General features: G+C 58.3%; 12 protein-coding genes. 5 read left to right on the plus strand and 7 right to left on the minus strand.

Going from position 1 to position 11,387, the window contains the following annotated elements; translation table 11 throughout:
* Nucleotides 1-993, minus strand: coding sequence for a hypothetical protein (locus ACQQCD_RS07000; protein WP_430267672.1), 993 nt, complete (start codon nucleotides 991-993; stop codon nucleotides 1-3).
* A gap of 207 nt (nucleotides 994-1,200) precedes the next feature.
* Between ACQQCD_RS07000 and ACQQCD_RS07005 the strand changes: the two genes are divergently transcribed.
* Nucleotides 1,201-2,046 carry an HAD family hydrolase gene (locus tag ACQQCD_RS07005; RefSeq protein ID WP_430267673.1) on the plus strand — a complete coding sequence of 282 codons (846 nt, stop codon included), beginning with the start codon at nucleotides 1,201-1,203 and terminating at the stop codon, nucleotides 2,044-2,046.
* Between the two features lie 27 nt (nucleotides 2,047-2,073).
* On the opposite strand, the gene ACQQCD_RS07010 is transcribed toward ACQQCD_RS07005, so the two are convergent.
* The 5 genes from ACQQCD_RS07010 to ACQQCD_RS07030 form a co-directional block, all read right to left on the minus strand.
* Entirely contained in the window at nucleotides 2,074-2,673 is a 600-nt protein-coding gene (locus ACQQCD_RS07010; RefSeq protein ID WP_430267674.1) for a hypothetical protein, read from the minus strand.
* A 62-nt stretch (nucleotides 2,674-2,735) separates the two neighbouring features.
* A complete protein-coding gene (locus ACQQCD_RS07015; protein ID WP_430267675.1) occupies nucleotides 2,736-3,248 on the minus strand; it encodes a hypothetical protein in 513 nt (170 codons plus the stop codon).
* Between the two features lie 5 nt (nucleotides 3,249-3,253).
* Nucleotides 3,254-4,090 carry a hypothetical protein gene (locus ACQQCD_RS07020; protein ID WP_430267676.1) on the minus strand — a complete coding sequence of 279 codons (837 nt, stop codon included), beginning with the start codon at nucleotides 4,088-4,090 and terminating at the stop codon, nucleotides 3,254-3,256.
* On the minus strand, nucleotides 4,087-4,917 hold the full coding sequence (locus tag ACQQCD_RS07025; protein WP_430267677.1) for a hypothetical protein: 831 nt from the start codon (nucleotides 4,915-4,917) through the stop codon (nucleotides 4,087-4,089). Before ACQQCD_RS07025 ends, ACQQCD_RS07020 begins: the two co-directional genes overlap by 4 nt.
* A gap of 281 nt (nucleotides 4,918-5,198) precedes the next feature.
* Nucleotides 5,199-5,684, minus strand: a complete 486-nt coding sequence (locus tag ACQQCD_RS07030; RefSeq protein ID WP_430267678.1) for an inorganic diphosphatase — start codon at nucleotides 5,682-5,684, stop codon at nucleotides 5,199-5,201.
* 191 nt (nucleotides 5,685-5,875) lie between these two features.
* Between ACQQCD_RS07030 and dacB the strand changes: the two genes are divergently transcribed.
* From dacB to hpt, 4 genes are all read left to right on the plus strand, one after another.
* Nucleotides 5,876-7,300, plus strand: coding sequence for a D-alanyl-D-alanine carboxypeptidase/D-alanyl-D-alanine endopeptidase (dacB, locus tag ACQQCD_RS07035; protein WP_430267679.1), 1,425 nt, complete (start codon nucleotides 5,876-5,878; stop codon nucleotides 7,298-7,300).
* 85 nt (nucleotides 7,301-7,385) lie between these two features.
* Complete coding sequence (locus tag ACQQCD_RS07040; RefSeq protein ID WP_430267680.1) at nucleotides 7,386-8,501, plus strand: zinc-dependent metalloprotease; 1,116 nt, start codon at nucleotides 7,386-7,388, stop codon at nucleotides 8,499-8,501.
* Nucleotides 8,502-8,506: 5 nt separating this feature from the next.
* Nucleotides 8,507-9,586, plus strand: coding sequence for a tRNA lysidine(34) synthetase TilS (gene tilS / locus ACQQCD_RS07045; RefSeq protein ID WP_430267681.1), 1,080 nt, complete (start codon nucleotides 8,507-8,509; stop codon nucleotides 9,584-9,586).
* A 48-nt stretch (nucleotides 9,587-9,634) separates the two neighbouring features.
* Nucleotides 9,635-10,186, plus strand: coding sequence for a hypoxanthine phosphoribosyltransferase (gene hpt / locus ACQQCD_RS07050; RefSeq protein ID WP_430267682.1), 552 nt, complete (start codon nucleotides 9,635-9,637; stop codon nucleotides 10,184-10,186).
* A 164-nt stretch (nucleotides 10,187-10,350) separates the two neighbouring features.
* On the opposite strand, the gene ACQQCD_RS07055 is transcribed toward hpt, so the two are convergent.
* Nucleotides 10,351-11,178 carry a DUF559 domain-containing protein gene (locus ACQQCD_RS07055; RefSeq protein WP_430267683.1) on the minus strand — a complete coding sequence of 276 codons (828 nt, stop codon included), beginning with the start codon at nucleotides 11,176-11,178 and terminating at the stop codon, nucleotides 10,351-10,353.
* Nucleotides 11,179-11,387 lie beyond the last annotated feature (209 nt).

The following is an 11,387-nucleotide window of genomic DNA, read 5'->3' on the forward strand; positions in this document are numbered from 1 at the left end:
TCAGGGTGAATTCTGTGGTTTCAGCCCGGCGGCCAAGAGTGTCCGCATCAGTTTGTTGGGGTCGATTGCTGTGCTCCAGTCCCACCGGACAACGCGGTAGCCCATAGCCCGGAGCCGGTCCTCGCGCTTTTTCTCCAGCAAAACTGTTTCTCGGGCCGTTCGACCGCTCAAGTATTCATCGTTGAGATATTTCGCGGCGCCGTCGAATTCGCCGATAAGACGCTGTGCCCGCCAAAAGAAGTCTGAACGTCCCGCAAATCCTTGCGAGTCTGTGAAGTTCGTTTGGAGTTCCGGCGGTGGGAAGCCCAGAAGGTGCATGTTCGCGCGGCTTATAGACTCTCCCGCGGATCCTGAATCAGCGTCAGCGAAATCCAGAATTTCGGTAATCCGAGAGCATTTAGTGGCTGACTTTAGCCCTGTGGCCGCAAGCGTGAGGGTTTCCCTGCTGAGCGCATGGGCCCCGAACCTATCGCTGCTGATGACGTGATCGGCAGCAGTGACGGCCTGCGCGAAGGGCAGCTTCCCCAGCAAGTCCACGGCCGTTTGTGCCAAAGGGGTCACTCTGAAACCGTTCTGCATAACGAATGGGGCCGCGTAGAAGTGGCGGTAAACCCCGAACCCCGGCGTCCGCTCAACGGTCCGGCGAGACCCAGCGATGTCTACTGAGCTGGTGGTGGACTGGCTCCGCCCCGCGTGGCCTTTGCTCGCATTCGCAATGTGAACTTCTTGGGGGATTCCCACCAGACACATTTGCCAGATGCGTCCCGCGGTTTCGAAGCAGAACGTGGCGTTAGGTTGTTCAAGTGCAATGGCCTGAGCGGTGTTGAGATACCTCGCCCATGGTGTAAGTTCCAGCCACGTGCTTTTCTCAAGGTAAACCCCGTGCCGGACACGTACTAGCTCACCCCGGGCAAAGCGTCGGCTGAGGGAGCGGGAATCACCGAATTCCAGCCGTGCCTTGGACGCGCGTATGAATTCCTTCGAAATCTCCATGCCACTACTCTTCGGTGTTGGTCTCATGAGCGGGCGGAAAAGTTTGTTTATGTGGAAAAGAGCAGGAAATTCACCCGCTGGTAGACAATTCACCCCGTCATTTGGGGGTGTTGCGTCCGTTTACGGGTGAAAGGTTCACAAGAGATTCACCCGCGCGTGTGGCCCTGGTCCTACTGATTCCAAGCCGTGCAATGAAACAATGGGTGTATGACTACTACTACTGAATCACCAGTGGCTGGCATCGAAGACCAGCGAATTATTGAACAAACCAAATTGATCGCACTGGACGTTGACGGCACCCTTGTGGACCACAACGGGCACATGAGCGAGGGCGTCCGTGATGCGGCTAGGGCCGTGGTGGATGCAGGCCATCAGGTGCTTATTGCCACCGGCCGCTCACTCAACGCCACCTTGCCTATCATTGAAAAAATTGGCCTAGATCGCGGCTACGCAGTGTGCTGTAACGGTGGTGTGAGTCTCCGTCTAGATCCGGATTTGGACCTTGGCTACGAGATCATTCACAAAGCCACCTTTGACCCGGCACCGGCCCTGCGCGCCCTGCGTGAGCGGCTCCCTGTGGCCAAATACGCGCTTGAGGATGCCGACGGTAACTTCCTCTCCACCGAGCGCTTCCAAGACGCCAGCTTTGGCGTGGAGGCTCAGGCCGTGGACTTTCACACGATGCTTCAAGCAACAGCCGTCCGGGTGGTGGTTTTTAGCTCAGAGAACACCTCAGAGGAATTCAATGAAGCGATCGCTGAAATTGGCCTCTCCGGGGTAACTTATTCGGTGGGCTGGACGGCTTGGCTGGATATTGCTGCGGCCGGTGTCACCAAGGCCAGTGCCCTCGAGCAGTTGCGCCGCCACTTGGACATCCACCCGCGGCACACGATCGCCATCGGTGACGGCCGCAACGACATTGAAATGCTGACGTGGGCTGGCCGAGGTGTGGCCATGGGGCAGGCCCCAGATGAGGTCCTCGCCGCCGCGGATGAAGTTACAGCTTCAGTGTTCGACGACGGCGCAGCACTAGTGTTGCGCGGCCTCGCCTGAGCGGAACACGTCTAAGCAGAACGCGGTTTAGCGGACTTCCAGAATCATGTTCAGTAGCCTGGCCGCTGCGGGGCGGGCCGCGTGCTCCTCATTCCATTGGGAGCGTGTGATCGCTTTGCTCACGGCCTGGGCTGTGATGCCAAGTTCGGCCGCAACGGCTTTCTGCTGACCCCGAACCCCCGGGGTGAGCAGCTCTAAAACGCGCCATTCGGCTACCGTGCGTTTCTCCACAAGGTTCCCTAACAAGCGCAGGATCGCTTCGGCGTCGTTCACTATTTCTGGGGTGGGTCCATCCACCGAAACCCGGATGCGTTCCTTGCTGTTGCGGACCCGGTCCACAGCGCGGCGTGCGTAAACGAGCCCATGCCCGGAAGCGTCTTTGATCTGATTGGGCAGCGGCTCGTTGACCGGCCCCACACCAATTCCAACGTTCCAACGCCCGCTGCGCAACGCGATCAGTGCTGCGTCTACTGTCTGGTGCGGGCAGTCCAGAATGCCTTGAACTTCATCTTCAACTGAACGATCAAAGTCGAGGCGCGCAGGAATATGGCGGAGGTCTTTGAGCAGTTGAGGGACTAGGTCACCGTCCCGTTTCCTGTCGCGCTGATTGATAGTCAAAGTGAACATGGTGGATCACATGCTACTCGGTGGCCAGCGGTGCCAGTCCAATTCACGATCACGGAGATGACCTAGTTGAACCGGCCGGTAAGTGCCTTGGTGGCCTCGAGGTCAATGTGACGGTGGTACTTGCGTTTGCCCTCATTGCCCGTGCTGGTGCCTGCACCTCCGGAGAAGAGCATCCCCACAATCAAACCGACCACTAGGACGTAGTGCAGGAACGTCACCCATGCCATACGGAAGGATCCTGGCCGGCCGCCGTCGGAGTTCCGAACAAAGGCGCTCCCGGCGATCAAACAGCCTAGGGTGCGGCCAGTAGGGCAAAAGAGGCCGTAAACGGCGGACGCCACTAACCACGCGGCGATGGCCATAAGATAGGGGGTCCATTCGGAGGTGGCAGAGCGCGCTCCATAAAAATATGCGCCAAGCACCACTGCCACGATCAGCACTGCGTCCACCACAAAAGAACCAATAACTTTGCCATAACCGGCAAGAATTACCGGCTGACCGTTTTCAAGGTGAGCTAGGTTTTTAGGAGATGAATTCCCTGATGCTGGCTGGGCGTACGGAGCTGAATCGCTCATGGGCATTAGTTTCCTTCTCCTGAACTATCCTGGGCTGAATTCTCTGCCACACCGCCGCCTTGAACAACTGCGGCCACCTTGGCGCGCGCGCTCTGTGCGGACACTTGGGCAACGTGAAGTTTTACCGAACCGTCCACCTCCTCAGCTTCAAGCCCATTGAGGGTGTTCGCTGAGGTGTAGAGCGTGTAGTGCGAGCTTTGTTCATCCCCTGCACCGATGGCTGTGATGATGGTGACGCCCAAAACGTCGGAGAGGCTTTGGGCTGCTTTCACCTCAAATTCCTCGGGAGTCAAAACTTCTACCGGGCCGTCGCTGGATTCGATTCCCGCGGCGTTTGCAAGTTCCATAATCACCGTGGCGGTGTCCTGGAGGGAGACCACACTGAAGCTGTGGCTACCCACCGAGTCCACAAGCTCCTGCAGGACCACGTCTCCGTGGACGTAAGAGTAGAGCCAGACTTTCTCCCCCTCACCCTTGGTCAGTTCAGTGATCACAATTCGCTGGCTCATACGCCGCAGGAACATCACGCCGGTGATCGGCTCAATGGCGCCCAGTTTGGTGGCTTGTGACTCGCCCTCCGGAATTACCGGGAAAGCGAGGCCCTTGGTCAGCAGGGTTCGTAGCGCAACATTGCATAGCAGTTCCCGTTGCTCCGGGTACTGGTCCAGCCACGGCAAGGTCACAGCTTGTTCATTGGCGATGCCGTCTAAGGCAACGATTTCCTCATCCGTGAGGGTGGGCAGTTGGTAGTTGGCATCACCCAAGGAGGCCAGGACAGCTAGGCCAGCCTCGCCCTCATCACGAGTGAAATTGATTCCTGGGGTCTGCGTTTCAGTGGTCATGATAGGAGCCCTCCCAGGCTTGCGACAGGGTTGTGCAAGAACTTCTTGGCGCCGTCAACGGTATTGCTCACAGCATTACTGACCGCGTTCGTGGCACCATTCCAAGCTTTCGAGGCGGTGTTGCCAATCCACTTCCCGGCGGCCTTCCCCCAAGCACTATCAGCGATCATGTTGCCTAAGGCCCAGCCACCTGCAATCAGCCCAGCACCCACCACAATACCGATTCCTACGGGGTTGGTCAGAAGACCGGCTGCAATGGCAATGGAGCCGACACCACCAAGAACACTCAGGCCACCTGCAATACGGTCCCCTCCACCACGCCAGCCACTGTGTTCGGGATTAAACATGTCGTGGATACCGCCCAGGATTGCAAACGGCGCAAGAGCAGGGCCCGCAAAGCGCCCAAACTTGCCAATCAGGCCGGTTGCTTTAGTGAAATCCTCAGCGATGGCGAAGCCCTTGAAGTTTTTTAGCCCGCCAATAACATCGAGGATTTTTTTGCTGGAAAGCAGGTTGGCCGGATTCTTGAGCAACCCCACCATGTCCTTGATTTTGAAACCAACACCGGCGATGGCTTTGGCCCAGTCGATGAGAGTTTGGCCAGGGCTCTTGGTATCCGGTGCTGACTTGCCAACAGTCCCTGCCGGGCCTGTTGATCCGGTTGCGCTAGCGCTGGATTTGTCCTGTTCATCGGCGTTGTTTCGCAGATTTTCGGCGCCTTCTTCGAGCATTCGAGAGGCCGCCATCAGCGTTTTGCGGTGATCCGAGTTCCATTCGGACTTAAACCGGCTGGCATCTGTGCCGGTCCATGCTGTGTTGGAAGACACCAGCTGAGTCAGCGATCTCGATTGTGTCTGCAAGGCGGTTGAGGCCCGTTGAAAATCCTTTGCGAGCGACCGCAACTGAGCGACGTCCGCCCCATAAAAACCCGCCATAACCAGTGACCCCCGCAAAACGATGTAGAAAAGCTATTTGCATCAGCGTAAAGCTAAGTAGCTGGTGCGTCGATGGGGATCAGTACCCATTAGAGGGCAAAAAAGTACGACGGCGGCGGGTGAGGTTTCACGCGAAACCGCACCCGCCGTCGTCGAACTCGTTCTAAAACTCTTTAGTGACCTTCGCCGAAACGCTTGATTGACGCTTCGAGCTCAGCCTCGGCAGCGGCGCGATCGCCCCAACCTTCAGCCTTAACCCACTTACCCGGCTCAAGGTCCTTGTAACGGGTGAAGAAGTGCTCGATTTCCTTGATCAAGAAGTCGCTGACGTCGGAAATTTCCTGGATGTGGTCAAAACGGGCGTCAACCGGAACGCATAGGACCTTGGCGTCTCCGCCGCCGTCGTCGGTCATGTTGAAAACGCCGATGGGGCGGGATTCAACAATCACACCGGGGTGCAGATCAAAGTCCTGCAGGAGCACCAAAGCGTCCAAAGGATCGCCGTCTTCCCCCAGAGTGTTCTCGAAGAAACCGTAGTGCGTGGGGTACTGCATGGACGTAAAGAGGACACGGTCCAGGCGTACGCGGCCGGTTTCGTGGTCCACCTCGTACTTAACGCGGGATCCCTTGGGGATCTCGATGGTGACGTCATGCTTCATGGGAGTCTCCTTGATGTTGCACTGCACGGTTACGCGCTGGCGGCAGTTTGGTAGGCGGGGCGGCAGTGGCTCGAAAAGCTGGCTCCTGACCGCGGACTACTATTGAGGATATAGCGAAATGCTGCGGATTTTGGAACCGGCAGCGGCACCAAATGAGCAATTAACACCACAGGGATGGGGGCCAGCGAGGTATGAAGCGTGTGTTGGCGCTGATCGCTGGCTGCCTGGTGGCTGTGGCGCTGGGAGTTTTGGCCGTCCCCTCGGCTGTGGGGCTTTCCACCACCTTGCTTCGGGCCGCGACCCCCGCCAAACCCACTCCCACCATTCCCGCATGGCAATTGCCGCCCGGTTCGGTAAGTGGTGACGCGAGCAACCCGCTGACCGCCGCGGCCCCCGTGCCGTCGGCGGACAAGCTCGCTGCGGCGCTTGCTAAAACCTTAAAGCCCGACGGCGGGGGAAGGTTTAGTGCTTACGTCACCGACGCAGCTAGTGGCAAAGTCCTCTTTGAACGGGGTTCAACGCAAGGTGTTATCCCGGCGTCGAACATGAAACTCCTCACTGCGATTGCTGCGCTTTCAACACTTGGACCCCAAACGCGATTCCATACCCAAGTCCTAGCCGGCTCTACTGCCTCCAGTGTTGTTCTGAGAGGCGGCGGAGACGTTTTGTTGAGTGCTGACGATTCCGATCCTTCCACCACGGTGGGCTATGCCGGGCTCAAAACCCTCGCCGAAGCAACGGTAAAGTCCCTGATCGCTGCTGGCATCAAGGGTGTTGTGAAGGTCTCCGTGGACGATTCACTGTTCAGCGGGCCCACAATCAACCCGGCCGTAGACAAAGGTGATGTTGTGGCGGGAGAAACCGCTCCCGTTTACTCCTTGGCCATGAACTCGGCGCGTTACAAGGCGGGTGTTGAAACCGGGCCACGTCCCCAAGACTCCGCGCTAGATACCGGGCAACAATTCGCAGCTGCGCTCACGGCCGCAGGTACAGCATCGGGGATTAGCGCGGACGCCGTGGTGGTGCGCGGGACCGGAAATGCTTCTAAAGTTTTGGCCAGTGCAGACTCCGCCACCGTGGGGCAGCAAGTCGAGTCAATGCTGCAAGTTTCAGACAACTACCTTGCTGATGTGCTGGGCCGGATGGTCGCAATCAAGGCCGGGCAAGCAGGTTCCTACACTGCAGCACTCAAAGCCGTAGAGGCCGGGGTGAAAGCCGCCGGGATCTCCACGGCTGGCATGGTTATTGCAGATCTCAGCGGCCTGTCTTTACGCAACCGCGTGTCCACGCAGCAATTCGGGCAGATTGTTGCTGCCATAACCTCCGGTCCCAACGCCTCATTGCGTGCTGCACTAGACGGATTCCCGATTGCCGGACTCACTGGAACGCTAAACAACCGTTACGGCGAAAGTTCCTCACATGCTGCCGCTGGGCTGGTTCGTGCAAAGACCGGCACCCTTAACACGGCCCTGGCACTCTCCGGATACGTGGTGGATTCAGACGGGCGTCTGCTGGTGTTTTCCTTTATTGGCAACGGGCTCACGCCCGGGAGTAAAGGTAATAAAGCAGCACTGGATGCTTCCGCCGCAGTGTTGGCTGGCTGTGGTTGCCGGTAAGTTGTTCGCTTTGGCTGGCAGGTCTGGTGCTTGAGTGTTGTGCACCCTGACAGCAGGACACAGGTGTTTGTGATCTGATGGGCATATGGAGAATCAGGACAATCCGCGCAAGCTGATCAACTGGGACTTGGCCGCCTCAACCGCCGCCAAGTTAGTCCCAGCCGGGCCCGCCTTGAGTGCAAGAGAAATTTCCGCTGCCGTGGAAAACCTGCGCCACATGGCCGACGCTGCAGTGCCTCACGTTCACCAAATTACGGGCTTGGAAGCTGCGCGGGACCTACGTGATTCTCAAGTGCTGGTGGTGGACCGTGCCTCATGGGCTAAAGCCAACACTCGCAGCTTCGAAGTAATGCTCGGTCCGGCCATTGACTCACTGATGGAAGCTCGGGGCGCCACCGTGGGCAAAACTGCCGCCAAAGCATCCGGCGCCATCACCGGTACCCAGCTCGGTGCCATACTGGCCTTCCTCTCAAGCAAAATCCTGGGCCAATATGATCCCTTCTCCGCCCTAGCGCCAGGATCCAACGCACCCTCCGGCGGCCGGCTGCTCCTCGTAGCGCCAAACATTTTGACCGTTGAAAAAGAACTCAACGTTGAACCCGCCGACTTCCGCATGTGGGTGGCCCTTCACGAACAAACCCACCGAGTCCAGTTCGCAGCAGCACCGTGGTTACGCCACCACATGATGGCCCAGATTGAGGGCCTCAGCGGGCAACTCCTGGGGAACATGGACACACTTATGGACCGTGCCAGCGCCGCAGCCAAGTCCCTCAAAGACCGCACCGGCTCCGGACAGTTGCCCGAGCAACTTCCCAGCAAGGGCGCCATCTTGGACATCCTAGATAGCCCCGAAGAAAAAGCCGCAGTCTCCCACATCACAGCTGTGATGAGCCTCTTGGAAGGCCACGCAAACGTGGTGATGGATGCCGTGGACGCCTCGATTGTGCCCAGCGTAAAAACCATTCGCCAACGGTTCAATTCACGTGGCAAAGACCGTGGAGCACTCGAAAAATTCATCCGCAACCTCTTGGGGCTAGACGCCAAAATGCGCCAATACAGCGACGGGTCCAAGTTTGTCCGTGCCGTGGTGGCAGTCGCCGGGATGGAGGGGTTCAACCGGGTTTGGGAGTCCGCCGAACACCTGCCCACCGAGACGGAAATTCATGACCCCCAGCTCTGGGTTCAACGGATGGGTCTCTAAAACTGGTGAGTGAGGCTAAACAAGGCCGACGGCGACCGGGACGTTTGAACCCAACCGTTGGCAAAGCGCGCAAAATATTCCGCGACGCCCTCGCCGCAGCCGGATCACCCCGGAGCGTCCTCGTGGCCTGTAGTGGCGGACCGGACTCGCTGGCTTTGGCATCCGTTGCTGCATTCTTTGCACGGCGTGCTGGCTCCACCCTCCGCATCGGCGCCGTCATTGTGGATCACCAACTTCAAGCCGGTTCCGATGAAGTTGCTGCACGAACTGCTGCAACCCTTCGCGACTTGGGGTTAGACCCAGTTGTGGTGATCCCCGTGACAGTGAATTCCCAGGGCAACGGACCCGAAGCAGCCGCGCGCGAGGCGCGACTGGCAGCTTTGGAAAGTGCCGCCGTCGAACATGGGGCCCAAGCTGTATTGCTGGGACACACGCTCGACGACCAAGCCGAACAAGTACTTTTGGGCTTGGCCCGGGGATCCGGAACGCGCTCGCTGGCAGGTATGCCCGCACGGCGCGACTTCGGCGAAGACCCCAACCGTGGTTTCTATTTGCGGCCCTTTTTGCCGCTTCGGCGTGCAGAAATTATGGAAATCTGCGACGCCGAGGGTCTAGACCCGTGGCACGACCCCACCAATGCTGACGCGGCGTTTGCCCGGTCACGGGTCCGCACCACGGTGATGCCGATGCTCGAACATCAGCTGGGACCCGGCGTCGCAGAGTCTCTCTACCGCTCGGCCAGCATTCTCTCCCAAGACGCCCAATACCTTGCTGAACAAGCACAATCTAGCTTTGCAGCACTGCGCCAGGATGGCCCTGAAGGTGAGATATTCCTCTCGGAAACAGCGCTTCGTGAACTGCCGGCAGCGCTGCGCATCCGTGTCCTGGCGCTCGCCGTCGAGGCCCTAGGCGGCGCGGCTAGTTACGGAAGACTGCACGCCGCTGAGGCGTTGCTGGAGCGTCAAGGTTCCGCCGGGCCAGTGCAACTTCCCGGAGGCGTAAGCGCCTACCGGCAGCCTCGGCCCAAGAACGCCTCCGCGAAGGACCCAAGGTATGGGAAGCTTGTAATCAAACGGACCGACTAACCCCAACGAATTACAGCCGGTTGAACACTCAACATTCAGGAGTCATTGGTGGATTCAAACGACGTCCAGGCGGACCTCAAGCACGTTCTCTACACCAAAGAACAAATCCAGGCCAAGATCGCCGAGCTCGCAGCAGCAATCGACGAGGACTACAAAGGCCGCGACATTCTGCTGGTCGGTGTCCTCAAGGGTGCCGTGATGGTAATGGCTGACCTCGCTCGCGCCATTCACAGCCACGTCACCATGGACTGGATGGCGGTGTCCTCCTACGGATCCGGCACACAGTCTTCCGGTGTGGTGCGGATCCTCAAGGACCTCGAAACGGACCTGATGGGTAAGCACGTACTTATTGTTGAGGACATCATTGACTCCGGCCTGACGCTCTCATGGCTCAAAGCCAACCTTGAATCCCGCGGCCCGGCCTCGGTGGAAATCTGCGCCCTCTTGCGCAAGCCTGAGGCAGCCAAGGTTGAGATCGACGTGAAGTACGTGGGTATGGAAATCCCCAACGAGTTTGTCGTCGGTTACGGACTGGACTTCGCCGAGAAGTACCGCAACTTGGACTTCATTGGCACCTTGGCGCCGCACATTTACGAATAATTGGTGCGCCGCTAGTTGGTGCAGCCCTCGTTGGTTCGCCGCTAGTTGGTGCAGCGCAGCTCAGTTTTAGCAGCTGCCGAAAACGGGAAGCCCCTAGATCTAGGCGCTTCCCGTTTTGTGTCCCCTCCAAAACTGAGCTGGCGCGCACAGCAAGTGGTTCGTTTTTAGTGTTTGGCGGGTGTGGCGAGCGTGGATTTGATCTGCTCGAGCATAAATTCCGGGCTGTAAACCACGTGTTGGTACCTGAACCGAAGAACTCTGAACCCAAGTTCCGCCGCCCGGTTATTCCGGTCTTGATCCTTTTTGAACTGGCGCTCATTGAAGTGGAACGCCAACCCATCAAGTTCCACGATGAGACATCCATTGATCAAAAAGTCCACGTAGCCAATGCCGTCAATGTAGACCTGAGTTTCAGTATGGAAGCCATGTCTGCGAAAGAGCACGCGAGCTACTGTTTCAATGAGCGAATCAGCTCCACCCTCAACAAGGTCCAAGATGCCGCGAGCCTTTCCTGTCCGGGGTCCTTGCAAATGCCGCATCAAGAATCCGGGGCTTGAGTCACCGCGGGTGCACGCAGATTCGACCATCACCAAGGCCTCAAGCTCAGACAGGCACAACAAGGCATCCAACAAAACGTCCTTGAGGGCCAGCACTGGAGGGGTTAGGCCGCGGAGACTCCCAGCCGTTCTGTGCTGGACGCAAGGAACGTCATTCAGGTGTCCGGTGACAGCGAGGTGGGGGACCTGAGGTAAGAACAAGTGCCACAAGCCGTAGTGCTTAGCAGCGGACAAACACGTCAATGCCGAGGCATGGCTGGCGGCAAGGTGGAGCGGACTACTGGCAGGCAGCACTGAATACGTCCCTGCACTCACGCGCTGCACGAGGCCTTGGGCGGTCGCCTCTGCTATAGCTCGCCGAGAAAATCCAAGCTTTTGATACTGCCGGCTGTGGGCAATCCCGCCCAGGCGTGCTGTGTAATCCGCAATGTCCACCCAGTCAGCGTGCCGAATTTTCGGTCCAGAGTGTTCGGTGCCGGGTGCGTATGTGGATAAATTGCCGGAATTTCTTGGTCCTCCTGTGCACGGCAGCTCAGTTTCAGCCACTGCTGGGCTTACCGAACACTGACTTTACGGGGTTGGCTTCACACGACTCGCCCTAAAGTTGAGCTGGGCTGCACAGAGGCCAGATGCTGGCGTGAGAA

This window comes from Pseudarthrobacter sp. J1763 (assembly GCF_050490295.1).
In the GTDB taxonomy this organism is placed as follows: Bacteria; Actinomycetota; Actinomycetes; order Actinomycetales; family Micrococcaceae; genus JBNPEO01.

What these genes read in the sequence shown, in the direction of transcription:
- ACQQCD_RS07000 (WP_430267672.1), bottom strand. Translation starts at nt 993, where the DNA reads ATGGAGATTTCGAAGGAATTCATACGCGCGTCCAAGGCACGGCTGGAA.
- ACQQCD_RS07005 (WP_430267673.1), top strand. Translation starts at nt 1,201, where the DNA reads ATGACTACTACTACTGAATCACCAGTGGCTGGCATCGAAGACCAGCGA.
- ACQQCD_RS07010 (WP_430267674.1), bottom strand. Translation starts at nt 2,673, where the DNA reads ATGTTCACTTTGACTATCAATCAGCGCGACAGGAAACGGGACGGTGAC.
- ACQQCD_RS07015 (WP_430267675.1), bottom strand. Translation starts at nt 3,248, where the DNA reads ATGAGCGATTCAGCTCCGTACGCCCAGCCAGCATCAGGGAATTCATCT.
- ACQQCD_RS07020 (WP_430267676.1), bottom strand. Translation starts at nt 4,090, where the DNA reads ATGACCACTGAAACGCAGACCCCAGGAATCAATTTCACTCGTGATGAG.
- ACQQCD_RS07030 (WP_430267678.1), bottom strand. Translation starts at nt 5,684, where the DNA reads ATGAAGCATGACGTCACCATCGAGATCCCCAAGGGATCCCGCGTTAAG.
- dacB (WP_430267679.1), top strand. Translation starts at nt 5,876, where the DNA reads ATGAAGCGTGTGTTGGCGCTGATCGCTGGCTGCCTGGTGGCTGTGGCG.
- ACQQCD_RS07040 (WP_430267680.1), top strand. Translation starts at nt 7,386, where the DNA reads ATGGAGAATCAGGACAATCCGCGCAAGCTGATCAACTGGGACTTGGCC.